Raw genomic sequence first — 17,920 nt, forward strand, 5'->3', positions numbered from 1 at the left:
GGTGGTCTAAACAAGGACCACGCAACCAAAAAAATTAATTGGTAAATCTTATATCTATAGGAAATAACTTGAGAGCTGGTGCTGATAGGCAGACTCGAACTGCCGACCTCATCCTTACCAAGGATGCGCTCTACCACCTGAGCTATATCAGCACTCAAATTAGATTGGAGCGGGCAGCGGGAATCGAACCCGCATCATCAGCTTGGAAGGCTGAGGTAATAGCCATTATACGATGCCCGCACACGTAACTCTGAGAGCTATTTCCTAAAGAAAATGGTGGAGGGGGACGGATTCGAACCATCGAAGGCAGTGCCGGCAGATTTACAGTCTGCTCCCTTTGGCCACTCGGGAACCCCTCCAAAATACTTTATTCTTAACTTGCTGAATGAACAGTCCTTAAAGAATGGTGCCGACTACCGGAATCGAACTGGTGACCTACTGATTACAAGTCAGTTGCTCTACCTACTGAGCTAAGTCGGCATAAGTGCTGCGCATTTTATTGAATGATTTTCTAGGTTGCAATAGTAATTGCAAAAAAAAGCGTATTTTTTTAGTTTTTAGATTTGTTTGATGAAAAATCATACAAGCCTCGCTTTTTAAAGCAAAGTTTCGATCTTTGTCATTTGCTTTGAGCACGGCTTGTTGTATGTTCTTGCTCTCTATGAAACGAAGGATAGAATAGACCCATGAGTCCATTTTTGTCATTTGACCGTAACGAATGGGCAGAACTGCGTAATTCTGTTCCGATGACACTCTCTGAAAACGATCTCATTGCATTACAAGGTATTAATGAAAGCCTCACCATGCAAGAAGCGGTCGAAATCTATCTTCCCTTATCTCGCTTATTGAATTTATACGTGCAAGCACGTCAGAGCCGTAATTCGGTTCTCCAGCAGTTTTTAAACACCGAGGAACACGCACCTCCTTTTGTGATTGGCATTGCTGGTAGTGTCGCCGTCGGTAAAAGCACCACAGCCCGCTTGCTGACCGCACTTTTATCTCGCTGGGAAAATCACCCTAAAGTGGCCTTAGTGACAACTGATGGTTTCTTATACCCGAAAAAGATACTGGAAGAAAAAGGCATTATGCACCGTAAAGGCTTCCCTGAATCATACGATATTAAACGTTTGGTGGAATTCGTATCTGATGTCAAAGCGGGTAAACCTAACCTCGAAGCACCTATTTATTCGCACATCACTTATGATATTACCGATCAATTTAAATCGGTGGATAAACCTGACGTGCTCATTATTGAAGGTTTAAACGTTTTACAAAGTGGCATGGATTACCCACACGAGCCACATAGCGTCTTTGTCTCAGATTTTCTTGATTTCTCAATTTATGTCGACGCTGAAGTCGACACAATAAAGCAATGGTATATCGATCGATTTTTAAAGTTTCGACAAGGTGCCTTTACTAAACCTGGTTCTTATTTCAGCCACTATACTCAACTTTCTACAGAAGATGCGAAGAAAAAAGCGAAGGAAATTTGGTGTAGTATTAACGAGCTAAATTTAAAACAAAATATTTTACCCACTCGAGAGCGAGCCCACTTGATCCTTCATAAAGGCTCGAACCACTTAGTCGATAAAGTATTCTTAAGGAAATAACCACTACCTTTAGTGGCTATTTTTTCTCAGAGAGACCTCTCCGCCAATATAGGTCTCTAAACCATTGTCAGTTTCAATCACAATACCTCCTTGGTGATCGATCCCTTTGACAATGCCGTGCACTTCTCTTGGCCCAATAAGTAATTTAACTGAGCGACCTAAAAAGTTATCCAATCGGTTCCAACGTTCAACAAACCCAGTTAATCCAGTCAACTCATATTCCACAAGTGCACGTTGCCACTTTTCGATCAAATTGATGGCCAGTTGAGTACGGTCTACCACAGCGCCATTATTAATTTGATTCAACATCATCCATGGTTGGTCAATATCAGGTTGTTGATCTGGCATACCAATATTCAACCCCATGCCAATCACGACATGTGCGGCACCACCCGTTTGCCCTGAGAGCTCAACTAAAATTCCAGCCAGTTTCTTATCTTGATAATAAATATCATTGGGCCACTTTAACTTGACACCTTGAATGCCGATACTTTCAATTGCTTCAACGGCTGCGACGCCTATTGCTAGGCTTAGCCCCATCGCAGCTGCCATGCCTGCATCTAAGCGCCAATACATAGATAAGTATAAATTGGTACCAAAAGGTGAAACCCAGTGTCGGCCTCGACGCCCTCGTCCCTGAGTTTGATACTCAGCAAGACAAACGCGACCTTTTTCCGATTTGTCCACATTATCGAGCAAATATTGATTGGTTGAATCAATGACTGAAATGAGTTCACATTGGCTAGCTGTGCTAGCTTGAATCTTCTTTTCATCGAGTAACTGTAAAGGAGACGCAAGCTGATAACCACGGCCTTGAACCCGATAAATATCCACTCCCCAGTCGTTAAGTGTTTTAACGTGTTTTGCAATCGCCGCTCGCGAGATCCCTAGAGCCTGCCCCAAACATTCACCGGAGTGAAACCCGCCATCACTCAGTGTTTTCAATATATGTAGTTTCACTGAATGCTCTTTCTTCATCAAACTGCCTCGATCTTTGCTAAATTCGTTTCTGCTGTACTGCCCATAAAACGGACTTCATGTTCTAGTACTATCTGATATTTGTTCCACACTGCTCTTTTCACCAGAGAAGCTAAATGAATAATATCTTCTGCGCTGCAATTATCCGCGTTGGTTAAAACCAAGGCCTGCTGCGGATGCACTTGAGCACCATTCACAGAGACCCCTTTTAAACCACATTGATCAATCAACCATCCGGCCGCAACTTTGATCCCAGCATCGCTAGGATAAGCCACGATATCAGCATACTGCTCTTTAAGTTGATCATAGTGATCTTTCTCGATCACCGGGTTTTTGAAAAAGCTGCCTGCATTACCCACTCGATCTGGATCTGGTAGTTTTTCTTTTCGAATTTCGCAAACACGCTCAAAGATCGCTCTTGGACTCAACGCCTCTTTTGCAATGGTTTGTAAAGGGCCATATTGATTGAGTGGCTGCCATTTTTTCGATAACTTAAGCCCAACTCCTGTGATAAAACATTGGCCTAATAGTGCTTGTTTGAAAATAGAATCACGGTAGCCAAAGTGACAATCCTCTGCCGTCATACGCTGAGTTGCAAAAGTCTGTAAGTCCAAAATATCGACGTAATCGCACACATTTTGAAATTCCTGCCCATAAGCTCCGATGTTCTGAATAGGAGCAGACCCCACACAACCAGGAATTAAGGCCAAGTTTTCTAGTCCACCCATACCTTTGTCCACACACCATTCAACCAAACTTGGCCAATCCTCACCACCTTCAACATGCAATAAGTAGTGTGTTTCTGTTTCCTGTATCGATTTACCCATTAGGCGATTAACAATAACGACTCCCTGATAAGGGCAGGTAAAAAGAACGTTACTACCTTTGCCTAGAAAAAGCTTGGGTATGGTTTGTAACTTTGGGCTTTTAAAAAGCTTTACCACGTCATCAACGGATTCAACCACGGCAAGGTAGTCACAAGTTTGCTCGATACCGAACGTGTGAAAAGCCTTAAGGCTTGCGTGTTCTTTAATTTCCATATGGATTTGCAACACCAAGTGAGATTCTCTTAAACTGTAAACATTCTACATTACTTATCTTATCACTGCAGCGACAATGCCCGACTCATTACACATAGAGGAATTACCACCTCTTAAGCTTCCTCTTATTAAAAAGCTCTATAAACAATATTACCCAGCAGGAAAAGCCAAAAGCGATGAACTGATCCTCACGGCGATACAAGCAGGGAATATCGTTGCCTTGCTTAGGTTAAAAAATATCGACCGTTTTCGTCTTCTTACTGGAATGCTTGTTATTCCTGATTACCGAGGAACTGGCGTTGGTAAATCTCTCCTTGCTCACTGCAAGCAGCATATTTTTAAAGAGTCTGACTACTGTTTCGCTTTCAGTCATTTAGAGAGTTATTACTCTCAATATGGTTTTAAAAGCATCACGACTGATGAACTTCCGCCTGCTTTAAGAATCTCATTTTTACGATACGTCGAGAGTGGAAAAGATCTCATTCCGATGCAATTTAGCTCTGAACATGCGGTAAATTGCGAGCTTTTGTAGCCAGTCAATTCAGTTCTTTGTTAGAATATAAGGTTCGCAATATTGCATTTAATCAAGGTACCCACACTGATATGATAGTAAGTAGGAATCCATTCGAACCGTTGCCAAGTCTCGCGGTAAAGCCAGATAATTTTGAGGTACTTCTTTCTGCAGAGTCTTTCAGAATTCGCCTGCTTGATGCCATCAGCAAAGCAACGTCACGAATTTACCTAGTCGCTCTCTATCTAGAAGACGATGCCGCAGGCCGCGAGATTTTCACTGCCCTCTACGAAGCAAAACAAAGAAATCCCGGTTTGGATATCAATGTATGTGTTGATTGGCACCGAGCCCAACGAGGATTAATCGGGGCAGAATCATCAGAAGGTAACGCTGCATTATATAAAAAGTTTGCCAATACCTTTAAACACTCAGTTCCCGTTTATGGTATCCCTGTAAGAGGAAAAGAAGTCTTTGGTGTGCTGCACTTAAAAGGCTTTATTGTCGATGATACCGTCATCTATAGCGGGGCAAGCTTGAATAATGTCTACCTGCAATACAACGAGCGCTACCGCTTTGACCGTTACCATGTGATTAGTCACAAAGCCTTGGCTGACTCTATGGTTAAGTTTATTCAAGATGAAATGATTGCTCACCCTGCAGTAAACGACCTAGCCCGTGAAGATAAGCCTGAAACAAAAGAGATCAAAGCAGATATTCGTCAACTGCGTTCTTCCCTAGCCCGTGCTAAATATCAATTCATCGCTGAAGAAGCGGCGCCACAAGACGTAAAAGTCACGCCTTTAGTCGGTTTAGGAAAACGTCGTAATCTTCTGAATCAAAAAATCGTCCAACTTTTAGCGTCGGCAAAAGAAGAGATTTTTATCTGCACTCCATATTTTAACCTGCCAAAATCACTCCATCGTGAGGTAAAGCGGGCAATAAAACGCGGTGTCAAAGTGACCGTTGTTGTCGGTGATAAAACAGCCAATGATTTTTACATTTCACCAGAAGAAGAGTTTAAAACCATTGGCGGCCTTCCTTACCTTTACGAGCTAAACTTACGACGTTTTGCCAAAGCAAATGAAGCAAGTATCGCGGCTCGTAAGCTGTCTATCCACCTATGGAAACACGCGAATAACAGCTTCCACCTTAAAGGTATCTGGGTCGATAAGCGCTATATGTTACTTACTGGCAATAACCTAAACCCTCGTGCTTGGGCATTAGATCTTGAGAATGGTCTTCTTGTTCAAGATGAGAAAGGGTTAATGAAAGAAAAGTTTGAGCATGAAGTCTCTAATATTCTGGAGCATACTCAACTGATCTGTACTTATAAACAATTGGAAAAGTTAGAAGATTACCCACCTGTGGTTCAGAAGCTGGTTCGCAAGATAACTCGAATCAAAGCAGATGGTGTACTTAAGCGTATCCTGTAACTGGCTATATCCAAGTAACCCTATCACCACTGACCCAGCTTTATGCTGGGTTTTTTGAATGTTTCTCCGTCAATCTAATGCTTGGCTAGATCATAAACAAGCCAACTCTCTTCCGTATACAAAGAAGCCCTAGTATCGTCTACTAGGACTTTATTTGAGTCAATTGTAGAACTGCGGGGACGCCAATAGTTCAGAAGTTGTGATCAAACTAGACTCATACCCTGAAAAGGAAAATCTCTTTGCTTTAAACGACAAAGGCTGGGTTTCTAAATAAATGGCTGAGTAGCTGGGCTTGCACTCAATTGGACTCGTTGGTCGTAGACCAAAATAATATCGCAAATACGAAAAGACCTCAGCATTTCTGCTGAGGTCTGGGATAAGTGGCGGAGCGGACGGGACTCGAACCCGCGACCCCCGGCGTGACAGGCCGGTATTCTAACCAACTGAACTACCGCTCCGCACTGGTTAGACTTAAAGTCTAAGTTTTTGTCTTCACTTTTTTATAAAAAGTGAAAATAAATTAAAGCCTGGCGATGTCCTACTCTCACATGGGGAAGCCCCACACTACCATCGGCGCTAATTCGTTTCACTTCTGAGTTCGGGATGGAAGTCAGGTGGGTCCAAATCGCTATGGTCGCCAAGCAAATTCTGTTTTAAACCCTGTTATCAGGATTTAAATAATCTGGAAAGCTGTTTCAGTTCTTACACATTCAATTCGTTCTTGCTTTGAGTCCATCAAAACCCTTTGGGTGTTGTATGGTTAAGCCTCACGGGCAATTAGTATCAGTTAGCTCAACGCCTCACAACGCTTACACACCTGACCTATCAACGTCGTAGTCTCCGACAACCCTTTAGGATACTTAATGTATCAGGGAGAACTCATCTCAAGGCTCGCTTCCCGCTTAGATGCTTTCAGCGGTTATCGATCCCGAACTTAGCTACCGGGCAATGCGTCTGGCGACACAACCCGAACACCAGAGGTTCGTCCACTCCGGTCCTCTCGTACTAGGAGCAGCCCCTTTCAATTCTCCAACGCCCACGGCAGATAGGGACCGAACTGTCTCACGACGTTCTAAACCCAGCTCGCGTACCACTTTAAATGGCGAACAGCCATACCCTTGGGACCGACTTCAGCCCCAGGATGTGATGAGCCGACATCGAGGTGCCAAACACCGCCGTCGATATGAACTCTTGGGCGGTATCAGCCTGTTATCCCCGGAGTACCTTTTATCCGTTGAGCGATGGCCCTTCCATACAGAACCACCGGATCACTATGACCTGCTTTCGCACCTGCTCGAATTGTCATTCTCGCAGTCAAGCGGGCTTATGCCATTGCACTAACCTCACGATGTCCAACCGTGATTAGCCCACCTTCGTGCTCCTCCGTTACGCTTTGGGAGGAGACCGCCCCAGTCAAACTACCCACCAGGCACTGTCCGCAACCCCGATAAGGGGTCGACGTTAGAACATCAACACTACAAGGGTGGTATTTCAAGGACGGCTCCACCAACACTGGCGTGCTGGTTTCAAAGCCTCCCACCTATCCTACACATGTAGGGTCAATGTTCAGTGCCAAGCTGTAGTAAAGGTTCACGGGGTCTTTCCGTCTAGCCGCGGGTACACTGCATCTTCACAGCGATTTCAATTTCACTGAGTCTCGGGTGGAGACAGCGTGGCCATCATTACGCCATTCGTGCAGGTCGGAACTTACCCGACAAGGAATTTCGCTACCTTAGGACCGTTATAGTTACGGCCGCCGTTTACCGGGGCTTCGATCAAGAGCTTCGACCGAAGTCTAACCCCATCAATTAACCTTCCGGCACCGGGCAGGCGTCACACCGTATACGTCATCTTACGATTTTGCACAGTGCTGTGTTTTTAATAAACAGTTGCAGCCACCTGGTATCTGCGACTCTCAATAGCTCCATCCGCGAGGGACTTCACCGTCGAGAGCGTACCTTCTCCCGAAGTTACGGTACCATTTTGCCTAGTTCCTTCACCCGAGTTCTCTCAAGCGCCTTGGTATTCTCTACCCGACCACCTGTGTCGGTTTGGGGTACGATTCCTTACAATCTGAAGCTTAGAGGCTTTTCCTGGAAGCATGGCATCAATGACTTCACTACCGTAGTAGCTCGACGTCGTGTCTCAGCCTTAAGAAGAGCCGGATTTACCTAACTCTTCAGCCTACGCACTTGAACCTGGACAACCGTCGCCAGGCCCACCTAGCCTTCTCCGTCCCCCCATCGCAATTGTAAGAAGTACGGGAATATTAACCCGTTTCCCATCGACTACGCCTTTCGGCCTCGCCTTAGGGGTCGACTTACCCTGCCCCGATTAACGTTGGACAGGAACCCTTGGTCTTCCGGCGAGGGGGTTTTTCACCCCCTTTATCGTTACTCATGTCAGCATTCGCACTTCTGATACCTCCAGCATGCTTTACAACACACCTTCAACGGCTTACAGAACGCTCCCCTACCCAATGCACAAAGTGCATTGCCGCAGCTTCGGTTTACTACTTAGCCCCGTTACATCTTCCGCGCAGGCCGACTCGACCAGTGAGCTATTACGCTTTCTTTAAATGATGGCTGCTTCTAAGCCAACATCCTGGCTGTCTGAGCCTTCCCACATCGTTTCCCACTTAGTAGTAATTTGGGACCTTAGCTGGCGGTCTGGGTTGTTTCCCTCTCCACGACGGACGTTAGCACCCGCCGTGTGTCTCCCGGATAGTACTTACTGGTATTCGGAGTTTGCAAAGGGTTGGTAAGTCGGGATGACCCCCTAGCCTTAACAGTGCTCTACCCCCAGTAGTATTCGTCCGAGGCGCTACCTAAATAGCTTTCGGGGAGAACCAGCTATCTCCAGGTTTGATTGGCCTTTCACCCCTAGCCACAAGTCATCCGCTAATTTTTCAACATTAGTCGGTTCGGTCCTCCAGTTGATGTTACTCAACCTTCAACCTGCCCATGGCTAGATCACCTGGTTTCGGGTCTATATCCAGAGACTGAGCGCCCAGTTAAGACTCGGTTTCCCTACGGCTCCCCTAGATGGTTAACCTTGCCACTGAATATAAGTCGCTGACCCATTATACAAAAGGTACGCAGTCACCCAACAAAGTGGGCTCCTACTGCTTGTACGTACACGGTTTCAGGTTCTATTTCACTCCCCTCACAGGGGTTCTTTTCGCCTTTCCCTCACGGTACTGGTTCACTATCGGTCAGTCAGTAGTATTTAGCCTTGGAGGATGGTCCCCCCATATTCAGACAGGATATCACGTGTCCCGCCCTACTCGATTTCACTGAATGTGCGTTGTCAACTACGGGGCTATCACCCTGTATCGCCGGACTTTCCAGACCGTTCGTCTAACGCATAAAAAGCTTAAGGGCTAGTCCAATTTCGCTCGCCGCTACTTTCGGAATCTCGGTTGATTTCTTTTCCTCGGGGTACTTAGATGTTTCAGTTCCCCCGGTTCGCCTCGTTATGCTATGTATTCACATAACGATACGTGCTTATGCACGTGGGTTTCCCCATTCAGAAATCCCAGACTCAAATGGTTGTTACTACCTAATCTGGGCTTATCGCAAGTTACTACGTCTTTCATCGCCTCTGACTGCCAAGGCATCCACCGTGTACGCTTAGTCACTTAACCATACAACCCCAAAGAGTTTCAGAAGAAATCTTGAGCTTGTTGTTTAAACAACCAAAATTTGCTATCTCATTATTTGAATGAGCGAGATAGCGTTCGATTTTGCCGGACTCAAATATGTTTTGCTTCATTCGTTAAGAACGAAGTAAAACCCAAGAACACTTGAATGTGTATTGGTACCTACATCTTTAAAAGACATAGGATTTGAGAACTTTTATTAGATAACAATCAATCAAATTGTTATCTGTCAGCTTTCCAAATTGTTAAAGAGCGAATTACTTAAGATAAAGTAACCATTTTTAAAAGCACTCGTATTTTTCAAAAAAATGCGCTTAAAGATGGTATCCCGTAGGGGAGTCGAACCCCTGTTACCGCCGTGAAAGGGCGGTGTCCTAGGCCTCTAGACGAACGGGACACTAAGTTGAACATCTTGGGGGATGTTCTTTCTCTTTTACTTTATAAACCGTATCAATCTGTGTGGACACTTGTCTTAATAATCATCGTATAAGGAGGTGATCCAGCGCCAGGTTCCCCTAGCGCTACCTTGTTACGACTTCACCCCAGTCATGAACCACAAAGTGGTAAGCGTCCTCCCGAAGGTTAAACTACCTACTTCTTTTGCAGCCCACTCCCATGGTGTGACGGGCGGTGTGTACAAGGCCCGGGAACGTATTCACCGTGGCATTCTGATCCACGATTACTAGCGATTCCGACTTCATGGAGTCGAGTTGCAGACTCCAATCCGGACTACGACGCACTTTTTGGGATTCGCTCACTTTCGCAAGTTGGCTGCCCTCTGTATGCGCCATTGTAGCACGTGTGTAGCCCTACTCGTAAGGGCCATGATGACTTGACGTCGTCCCCACCTTCCTCCGGTTTATCACCGGCAGTCTCCCTGGAGTTCCCGACATTACTCGCTGGCAAACAAGGATAAGGGTTGCGCTCGTTGCGGGACTTAACCCAACATTTCACAACACGAGCTGACGACAGCCATGCAGCACCTGTCTCAGAGTTCCCGAAGGCACCAATTCATCTCTGAAAAGTTCTCTGGATGTCAAGAGTAGGTAAGGTTCTTCGCGTTGCATCGAATTAAACCACATGCTCCACCGCTTGTGCGGGCCCCCGTCAATTCATTTGAGTTTTAATCTTGCGACCGTACTCCCCAGGCGGTCTACTTAACGCGTTAGCTCCGAAAGCCACGGCTCAAGGCCACAACCTCCAAGTAGACATCGTTTACGGCGTGGACTACCAGGGTATCTAATCCTGTTTGCTCCCCACGCTTTCGCATCTGAGTGTCAGTATCTGTCCAGGGGGCCGCCTTCGCCACCGGTATTCCTTCAGATCTCTACGCATTTCACCGCTACACCTGAAATTCTACCCCCCTCTACAGTACTCTAGTCTGCCAGTTTCAAATGCTATTCCGAGGTTGAGCCCCGGGCTTTCACATCTGACTTAACAAACCACCTGCATGCGCTTTACGCCCAGTAATTCCGATTAACGCTCGCACCCTCCGTATTACCGCGGCTGCTGGCACGGAGTTAGCCGGTGCTTCTTCTGTCGCTAACGTCAAATAATGCAGCTATTAACTACACTACCTTCCTCACGACTGAAAGTGCTTTACAACCCGAAGGCCTTCTTCACACACGCGGCATGGCTGCATCAGGCTTGCGCCCATTGTGCAATATTCCCCACTGCTGCCTCCCGTAGGAGTCTGGACCGTGTCTCAGTTCCAGTGTGGCTGATCATCCTCTCAGACCAGCTAGGGATCGTCGCCTTGGTGAGCCCTTACCTCACCAACTAGCTAATCCCACCTAGGCATATCCTGACGCGAGAGGCCCGAAGGTCCCCCTCTTTGGCCCGTAGGCGTTATGCGGTATTAGCCATCGTTTCCAATGGTTATCCCCCACATCAGGGCAATTTCCTAGGCATTACTCACCCGTCCGCCGCTCGACGCCGTTATCGTTCCCCGAAGGTTCAGATAACTCGTTTCCGCTCGACTTGCATGTGTTAGGCCTGCCGCCAGCGTTCAATCTGAGCCATGATCAAACTCTTCAATTTAAAGTTTTTTTCGGCTCAATGAATACTGACTTCAAAACTCATCCTTACTCAAAAGTAAGAAGTAATTTTAAAGCTATTACCATTCCAACAGAATGATAATGAATTGACTGTGCCAAGTCTTTCGACTCGTTTGGTCACTCAGTTCACTGAAACCTAATTTGAAGCTAAAGCTTCTAATTGGATTATCATCAACGAGTGCCCACACAGATTGATAGGTCTATATTGTTAAAGAGCTTTTCTAACTGACTCATCGCTTCAGCGTTTCGTCGTTAGGGGTGCGTATCTTACGCTTCCCATTTAGAGAGTCAAGTCTTTTTTAAATCCTTTTCTCTCTTTTTCGACTCGTTGTGTGACTTTCGCCTCACTCCGTGTCGATGGATGCGCATTATAGGTACTTTCTATTCGGGTGCAACTCTTTTTCTAGAAAAAAATAACCAAGCGACTAAAAATTACACAAAAAAACAGTTAATGCATATTTCTTCATCACATTTGAGACATATCACAGCAATGGGTTGGAAAAACATCAGTCATAGACGTAATATTTATATGTCTATTTTGTTAATAGTCAGACAAACCCTTATTCTCTATTTATGTAGTAACTAAAATGACATCTAAAAAAAATTTAATCTTGTGTGCTGTCTTAGTGGTTCTTGGTGGAGTAGTTTTTTCTTACTTTCCAGTATCACCCATTGTCAGCTTCGTATTTGGTGTTGTCGCTACCCTTTTCATCTTTACCATTTCAAGCAAGACACCTACTGTTCAATCTTCGGATTCTGATCCTTCAACCAAAACTTTATATGTCGGTAACCTTCCATACAGAGCAAATGAAGTAGATGTGCGTAATCTATTTGCCGAATATGGCCAGGTATATACCGTCAGACTGATGAAAGACAAACGTACTGGTAAAAGACGTGGGTTTGGTTTTGTCGTTATGGCAGCCAATCATGCTTCGGATGCCATAACTAAACTCAATGAACATGAGTATATGGAAAGAAAGCTAAAGGTTCGTATCGCCAATGACCCTAAGCATCCTGACTCTGGTAGAGTTGAACTGGGCTAAAACCTAAATCGGCTAAGCAATGATTCAGTGCATCTTCTTGCCAAGGAGGTGCACTGGAGTAAATTTGTTTACTGCCCTCTGCGGTGTTGAGGTGGGAAGTTTCTTCTATCAGTAATGTCTTGATGCGTTTTGCTATCGCTAGCCCCGAATCAATCAGCATGATTTTCCCTCCCATTGCACGTGTAATTTCTTCTTTCAATAATGGGAAGTGTGTACATCCCAACACTGCAACATCTATTTTATCCTGCAGAGGTGCTAGGATCTCTTCAAGCTCACTCAGAACAACATCTTTACCACGTAGCTTCTCTTCTGCTATATCAACCAAACGTGTGGAGCCTAATAATTCAACAGGCTTACCTTGAGAAAAGTCACGAATGAGTTCATGAGTATACTGGCGAGTGACGGTCGCTGGCGTAGCAATCAAACCTATCCCTTTATTGGCCAATAACGAAGCGGGCTTGATGGCAGGCACTACTCCCACAACAGGAATCGTTAATTTTTCCCTTAAAGATGGTAAGACAATGGTGCTTGCGGTATTGCATGCAATCACCACAATATCGATGTGATGACTTTCGACCAAGTTCGTCACTAGGTGGTTTACACGTGAAATCACAACATCTTGATCTAACTCACCGTATGGGTAAGCTTCATTATCAAATAGATACAAGTAGTCCAGATGCGGTAAAAGCTGATGTATTTCACTAAATACTGACAACCCACCGACGCCAGAGTCGAAGATGAGTACTTTGGGGGGTCTTGCTATTTGCACATGCCTTACTCAATAGATAAAAACGCAGTGATCATACTGGTTAGTTTTATTTTGGCAATATTTTGCCTCAATGTCGCCAATATGACCCTGCTTTGTAATTGTGCTTATTTTATAGGTCTATACTGACTCAAAATCGATAATCGGTTGATATATAGACTTCTCGACCTGGCGTGGCATAACCATCATACATCTCATAATCCTTATCAAAGGCATTACTTAATTTTAGGTTAGCATTCCAACGTGAGGTCAGCGCATAAGACGCAGTAAAGTTCCACAAGCTGTAACCCGCTAAACGAGTGGAGCCAGAAAAACGCTCGCCTTGATATAAATATTGTGAACCAAGAGTCCATTGGTCAAAGGTCGCGTAAGCCCCCCATTTTGCTCCACGTTTGGAGCGATAAGCTAGAGGTTCATTTTTTCCATGTGACTTATCGATCGGATCTTTAAAGTCTAATGATATTTGGTGAGAGATAATGTCCGTATCAAAGTTGAGTTCTAACTCGATCCCTTTTACTTGTGCTTGACCGACATTTTGCATTGTCGCTCCTCCATATATCAGCATATTTATAATCTGATTACGGTAAGCCGTTACTGCCCAATCAACCAAAGCTTGGCGAGCACTGAACGAAAGCTCCGTATTACGAGAGGTTTCAGGTTTTAAAGTCGGCATTTCACTGCCTGGATAATATAAATCAAGAAAGCTAGGAGCTCTAAAAGCACTGCCGCGACTGAAGGTCAGTTCGTAATCTTCAGAAATTTGCCAACCCATCGCAGCTTGCCAAGTGGTGTTATTTCCAAACTGATTGTTATCGTCATTCCGCACACTGGCTTCTAACGTCAATTCATCTAAACGGTATTGTGCAATGGCACTTACCCCGATATTCACTCTCGGGTTCTTATCTGGCGCGTAATTCTTTTCCGGTCCCCACTCCGTTGGGGCAAGGTACCCTTTAGCCAACTTTTCTAATCGTGAGTCCAGCCCTCCGCCAATACTTAAAGATTCATTGACACGGTATGAGTTAAGCCAAATGCCATTAAGTTGTTCAATGGTCACATGGTCACCGGTCGAGGATTGTGTTCCTGCGGTATGATCGTAGTTATCTTGTTGGCCGTAAGCGAGTTTCAATTCGGATGAATACGCGTTGATATGTTGCTCCAACGAAAGCTCCGCACCGACATACTCAACTTTACCGACTTTCTTGTGTCGTTCAGTATAGCTATTATCGTATTCAAACTCATTGTCATAGGCGGTAAGGCCGATATACCCAATCATATTGTCACGCAGACGTTGCTGGTAACCTAACTTCAGGTTAAAAGATTCAAAGCCGTGCTCATCGCCATCATTCAAACCATGAATAGGGTGAGCATTAAAGCCATCGACTTTCTCATAACCCAATACACCTTTAAGATGCTGCCCTTCCCCCGTCGGTTGAGAAATGATAAACGAACCTGTTTTGTGGTTGTTTGCACCATACCCAACAGAAAGAGTGTTCTTATTCGTTTCTAGTTCTGCACGAGTAATAATATTGATCACACCAGAAATAGCCTCAGACCCATAAATAGAAGCACGCGCTCCACGAATATAATCAACCCTCTCTACTACATTAAGGGGGAATTGACTGAAATCGACACTTCCCATCAAACTGCTTGGCATGCGGATACCATCAACCAGAATCAAAACTTGCGATGAACTACCACCACGGACAAAAATCGACGCTTTTTGACCACGCCCACCATTTTGAGCAACTTCAACACTGGGGAGAGTCCGAAAAACATCCAACAAACTGTTGGCTTGCATGCGCGTGATATCTTCTTGGCTCACCGTGACCGTCTGTGCTAAAACAGCCCCATCAACTTGGTCAAAACGGTTTGCGGTCACGATCATTGTATCGTCAACAATATTGGTTTGAGCTTGTGAATAAGAGGTAGGTAAAAGCAGTGAGGTACAGGCACTCACTATCCATTTTTTTTGCATTAGTTTTTCCCAAATCGCGTAATTCATACCGAGCCGATGTTATGAAAAACACCTGAATACCTCGGCTGTTGGCTGGTATTCGGACTTAAGAGCACGGATTTAACCGCCTACTTGCTCGACTTCCCACATAAATCATGCAGTGTCTGCTTGAACGTTCGTTCTCTATTACCGCTGCGCGTCAGTTCTGGATTTGCACCAGATTCCCATTTCAGCCATCTAGATTGCTAGTTGGCACCAACTGAGGACGAATAATATTCAGCTCTAGATTTTTTGTCTAGACAAGAGTGCGGTATAGCAACCTACATTGGGGGTTATTTCATGATTAAACGACACAGAACACACTATCTTTATCTCAATCAGTGTACAAAACTGGACATACTGTTGAGATTGAATAAAATCTGCGCTCTTAAACTGAACATGCACCATAAAAGGTAAAATCATGGCGACTCTTGATATCAATCCACAACGCTACCAAGAACAACTGGCAGAGAAGGTCGAACGCCTCACTGGTATGTTTGCTCAATACAACATGCCAAACTTGGAAGTATTTGAATCACCAGAGCAGCACTACCGAATGCGTGCTGAGTTTCGAGTCTGGCATGACGGTGAAGACTTGTACTACATTATGTTCAACCAAGAAACTCGTGAAAAGTATCGTGTTGACCAATTTCCTGCGGCCAGTGCTTTGATCAATGAGCTGATGCCAATACTGATTGATAGCATGAAAGACAATGAGTCGCTGCGACGTAAACTGTTTCAAGTCGATTTTCTTTCTACACTCAGCGGCGAAATATTGGTCTCGTTACTTTACCATCGTCAACTTGATGATAAATGGATCCATGAAGCGAAAGCGCTCAAGCAACGTCTCAGTGAACAAGGTTATCACCTCAATATCATCGGCCGAGCGCGTAAAATGAAAATCGTTTTGGATCGTGATTACGTGATAGAAAAGCTCGATGTTCACGGCCAAAGCTACACTTATCAGCAGGTTGAAAATAGCTTTACTCAGCCAAATGGCAAAGTAGCAGAAAAAATGCTGGAGTGGGCGGTAGATTGTACCCGACAAAGCAGTGGTGACTTACTGGAGCTTTACTGTGGCAATGGTAACTTCTCTTTAGCATTGGCTCAAAACTTTGAACGCGTCTTGGCCACTGAGCTTGCCAAGCCATCGGTTATCTCAGCGCAATACAATATTGCGGCCAACAAGATCAATAATGTACAGATCCTTCGTTTATCTGCCGAAGAGTTTACCCAAGCCATTGAAGGAAAACGCGAATTCCGCCGCTTACAAGATGCAGGCGTCGATCTTAACAGTTACAACTGCAATACTATTTTCGTTGATCCGCCTCGCTCCGGAATGGATATCGATACTTGCAAGATGGTCCAAAATTACGAACGAATTATGTACATCTCTTGTAATCCTGAGACGTTAAAAGAAAATTTAGACATCTTAAGTGAAACACACCACGTGGTTCGTTTCGCCTTATTCGATCAATTCCCTTACACACACCATATGGAAGCCGGTGTGCTCCTTGAGCGTAAGGGCTGAGCATAACCTCAAAATACTCGACTATTAAGTCAAAAAAAAGCGAGCTCAAGTAGCTCGCTTTGTATTTGATGTCAGCAAAGACTGTGCTTTTATTCGACAGACGCTTTCTTCTCCATGATCCCTAGCTTCTTGCCAATCCAGAGTAAAAGAACCATCGCAACTAAAATTGAGAAGAAGTTCGAGCCTGTTTCTGGATATTGAGCTTTAACAAAGGCTGAGTGACCAAAAACACCCACGAAGAAGCAAGCAAGGGCAACCATTGGCAGTTCTTCCGAGACAGGGTTATTAAGGTATTCTTGATACAGTGCTTGAACCGCAAGCACAAAAGCAATAAGTGGGAAAATTGAGAAAGAAATTTCACTCATGGTAAACCATGACAGTAAAGCATCCCCACACACACCGGCAACCAGCGCCAAAATCAGCGTTTTCTTTTCAGAGTTGTTTCCATTCGACATTATTCTATTCCGCCTTTTAATCGGTTACGTTGACGTTCTTTCCGGTACCAATAAGCCCCTTTAGCGATCACTCGCAGTTGCATGATCAATCGTTCTGCAAGCTCATCACGCTCACGTCGATCTAAATCCAACGCTTCTGCACCCGAGCTAAAGACAAGAGTAACCGAGGCCTCGGCTTGAGTAAAAGCCTCTTCTTTGGTCATTCCTGTGCTCATTAAGTACTCCGTTAATTCTGCCGCAAAATGCTGGATTTCTCGAGCAACGGCAGTACGAAATTCAGCAGAAGTGCCTGAGCGTTCTCGTAACAATAAACGAAAAACGTTAGGGCTACTTTCGATGAACTCCATAAAGGTTTCCACAGAGGTTCTAATGACACTGCCTTCCTTTACGATACGTTGGCGCGCTTGGCGCATCAACTGACGCAGTAGTAAACCACCTTCATCAACCATGGTGAGACCTAACTCATCCATATCTTTGAAGTGACGGTAAAAAGACGTTGGTGCAATGCCAGCTTCACGAGCAACTTCACGCAGGCTAAGATTAGAAAAGCTGCGATCCGCACTGAGCTGATTAAAGGCTGCATCAATCAGTGAGCGACGTGTTTTTTCTTTTTGCTGCGCGCGAATTCCCATTGATTTCATTCTAAGTTTGCTCGTTTACTATTGAGTATACAGGTTTCAATATAACGCATATCATCTTAAAGAAGAAAGTCACATTATCACCAATATACACCTGTCACATTATTATCGAGGGGCAATTAATTGCAATCATATCGATGCAAATAATTGATGCTCAACATATCTTTATCGCCTTTTGCTCAATTCTGCGTGATCACTTCC

At 44.7% G+C, this 17,920-nt stretch carries 11 protein-coding genes, 6 tRNA genes, 3 rRNA genes and 1 riboswitch; of the genes, 5 read left to right on the plus strand and 15 right to left on the minus strand.

Features of this window, described 5'->3' with window-relative positions; translation table 11 throughout:
* Positions 1-76 precede the first annotated feature (76 nt).
* The 4 genes from BS333_RS13325 to BS333_RS13340 form a co-directional block, all read right to left on the minus strand.
* A tRNA-Thr gene (locus BS333_RS13325) sits at positions 77-152 on the minus strand.
* A 13-nt stretch (positions 153-165) separates the two neighbouring features.
* Positions 166-240, minus strand: a tRNA-Gly gene (locus BS333_RS13330).
* Positions 241-274: 34 nt separating this feature from the next.
* Positions 275-359 (minus strand) — tRNA-Tyr (locus tag BS333_RS13335).
* A gap of 45 nt (positions 360-404) precedes the next feature.
* Positions 405-480: transfer RNA gene (locus BS333_RS13340), tRNA-Thr, on the minus strand.
* A gap of 206 nt (positions 481-686) precedes the next feature.
* Here BS333_RS13340 and coaA point away from each other — a divergent pair.
* Complete coding sequence (gene coaA, locus BS333_RS13345; RefSeq protein ID WP_021711888.1) at positions 687-1,610, plus strand: type I pantothenate kinase; 924 nt, start codon at positions 687-689, stop codon at positions 1,608-1,610.
* A gap of 9 nt (positions 1,611-1,619) precedes the next feature.
* Here coaA and birA read toward each other — a convergent pair whose 3' ends face one another.
* A complete protein-coding gene (gene birA / locus BS333_RS13350) occupies positions 1,620-2,588 on the minus strand; it encodes a bifunctional biotin--[acetyl-CoA-carboxylase] ligase/biotin operon repressor BirA (protein ID WP_021711887.1) in 969 nt (322 codons plus the stop codon).
* Positions 2,588-3,628 (minus strand): UDP-N-acetylmuramate dehydrogenase, encoded by a 1,041-nt coding sequence (gene murB, locus BS333_RS13355; RefSeq protein ID WP_033004577.1) that lies wholly within the window; start codon positions 3,626-3,628, stop codon positions 2,588-2,590. The genes birA and murB overlap by 1 nt, the downstream gene beginning before the upstream one ends.
* Before the next feature lie 76 nt (positions 3,629-3,704).
* On the opposite strand from murB, the gene BS333_RS13360 reads away from it, so the two are divergent.
* Positions 3,705-4,160 carry a GNAT family N-acetyltransferase gene (locus BS333_RS13360; RefSeq protein WP_021711885.1) on the plus strand — a complete coding sequence of 152 codons (456 nt, stop codon included), beginning with the start codon at positions 3,705-3,707 and terminating at the stop codon, positions 4,158-4,160.
* A gap of 71 nt (positions 4,161-4,231) precedes the next feature.
* Positions 4,232-5,572, plus strand: coding sequence for a CDP-diacylglycerol--serine O-phosphatidyltransferase (gene pssA, locus BS333_RS13365; protein WP_021711884.1), 1,341 nt, complete (start codon positions 4,232-4,234; stop codon positions 5,570-5,572).
* A 381-nt stretch (positions 5,573-5,953) separates the two neighbouring features.
* On the opposite strand, the gene BS333_RS13370 is transcribed toward pssA, so the two are convergent.
* The 5 genes from BS333_RS13370 to BS333_RS13390 form a co-directional block, all read right to left on the minus strand.
* Positions 5,954-6,030 (minus strand) — tRNA-Asp (locus BS333_RS13370).
* A 67-nt stretch (positions 6,031-6,097) separates the two neighbouring features.
* A 5S ribosomal RNA gene (gene rrf, locus BS333_RS13375) occupies positions 6,098-6,214 on the minus strand.
* A gap of 114 nt (positions 6,215-6,328) precedes the next feature.
* A 23S ribosomal RNA gene (locus BS333_RS13380) occupies positions 6,329-9,218 on the minus strand.
* Positions 9,219-9,554: 336 nt separating this feature from the next.
* A tRNA-Glu gene (locus tag BS333_RS13385) sits at positions 9,555-9,630 on the minus strand.
* Between the two features lie 90 nt (positions 9,631-9,720).
* Positions 9,721-11,273: ribosomal RNA gene (locus tag BS333_RS13390) — 16S ribosomal RNA — on the minus strand.
* The 16S, 23S and 5S rRNA genes sit together here with 2 tRNA genes alongside, the layout of an rRNA operon.
* Before the next feature lie 604 nt (positions 11,274-11,877).
* Here BS333_RS13390 and BS333_RS13395 point away from each other — a divergent pair.
* Positions 11,878-12,333: an RNA recognition motif domain-containing protein gene (locus BS333_RS13395; protein ID WP_021711339.1), complete on the plus strand. Its 456-nt coding sequence runs from the start codon at positions 11,878-11,880 to the stop codon at positions 12,331-12,333.
* Here the strand turns inward: BS333_RS13395 and murI are convergent.
* Together murI and BS333_RS13405 are read right to left on the minus strand one after the other, a co-directional pair.
* Positions 12,296-13,102: a glutamate racemase gene (gene murI, locus BS333_RS13400; protein WP_021711340.1), complete on the minus strand. Its 807-nt coding sequence runs from the start codon at positions 13,100-13,102 to the stop codon at positions 12,296-12,298. The two genes, BS333_RS13395 and murI, sit on opposite strands and share 38 nt — an antisense overlap.
* Before the next feature lie 127 nt (positions 13,103-13,229).
* Complete coding sequence (locus BS333_RS13405; protein WP_033004366.1) at positions 13,230-15,077, minus strand: TonB-dependent receptor domain-containing protein; 1,848 nt, start codon at positions 15,075-15,077, stop codon at positions 13,230-13,232.
* Positions 15,078-15,130: 53 nt separating this feature from the next.
* Positions 15,131-15,331: riboswitch (cobalamin riboswitch) on the minus strand.
* A gap of 185 nt (positions 15,332-15,516) precedes the next feature.
* Here BS333_RS13405 and trmA point away from each other — a divergent pair.
* On the plus strand, positions 15,517-16,626 hold the full coding sequence (gene trmA, locus BS333_RS13410) for a tRNA (uridine(54)-C5)-methyltransferase TrmA (RefSeq protein WP_021711343.1): 1,110 nt from the start codon (positions 15,517-15,519) through the stop codon (positions 16,624-16,626).
* 89 nt (positions 16,627-16,715) lie between these two features.
* On the opposite strand, the gene BS333_RS13415 is transcribed toward trmA, so the two are convergent.
* Complete coding sequence (locus BS333_RS13415; protein WP_021711344.1) at positions 16,716-17,081, minus strand: YijD family membrane protein; 366 nt, start codon at positions 17,079-17,081, stop codon at positions 16,716-16,718.
* The gene (fabR, locus tag BS333_RS13420; RefSeq protein ID WP_021711345.1) at positions 17,081-17,722 is read right to left on the minus strand and encodes an HTH-type transcriptional repressor FabR; all 642 of its coding nucleotides are present in this window, start codon (positions 17,720-17,722) and stop codon (positions 17,081-17,083) included. The genes BS333_RS13415 and fabR overlap by 1 nt, the downstream gene beginning before the upstream one ends.
* Positions 17,723-17,920: the final 198 nt, after the last annotated feature.

Source organism: Vibrio azureus, from assembly GCF_002849855.1.
Lineage (GTDB): Bacteria > Pseudomonadota > Gammaproteobacteria > Enterobacterales > Vibrionaceae > Vibrio > Vibrio azureus.

Excerpts from the sequence above, each read along its gene's own strand:
- fabR (WP_021711345.1), bottom strand. The coding sequence starts at position 17,722 with ATGAAATCAATGGGAATTCGCGCGCAGCAAAAAGAAAAAACACGTCGC.
- murB (WP_033004577.1), bottom strand. The coding sequence starts at position 3,628 with ATGGAAATTAAAGAACACGCAAGCCTTAAGGCTTTTCACACGTTCGGT.
- BS333_RS13360 (WP_021711885.1), top strand. The coding sequence starts at position 3,705 with ATGCCCGACTCATTACACATAGAGGAATTACCACCTCTTAAGCTTCCT.
- birA (WP_021711887.1), bottom strand. The coding sequence starts at position 2,588 with ATGAAGAAAGAGCATTCAGTGAAACTACATATATTGAAAACACTGAGT.
- pssA (WP_021711884.1), top strand. The coding sequence starts at position 4,232 with ATGATAGTAAGTAGGAATCCATTCGAACCGTTGCCAAGTCTCGCGGTA.
- BS333_RS13415 (WP_021711344.1), bottom strand. The coding sequence starts at position 17,081 with ATGTCGAATGGAAACAACTCTGAAAAGAAAACGCTGATTTTGGCGCTG.
- trmA (WP_021711343.1), top strand. The coding sequence starts at position 15,517 with ATGGCGACTCTTGATATCAATCCACAACGCTACCAAGAACAACTGGCA.
- BS333_RS13395 (WP_021711339.1), top strand. The coding sequence starts at position 11,878 with ATGACATCTAAAAAAAATTTAATCTTGTGTGCTGTCTTAGTGGTTCTT.
- BS333_RS13405 (WP_033004366.1), bottom strand. The coding sequence starts at position 15,077 with ATGCAAAAAAAATGGATAGTGAGTGCCTGTACCTCACTGCTTTTACCT.
- coaA (WP_021711888.1), top strand. The coding sequence starts at position 687 with ATGAGTCCATTTTTGTCATTTGACCGTAACGAATGGGCAGAACTGCGT.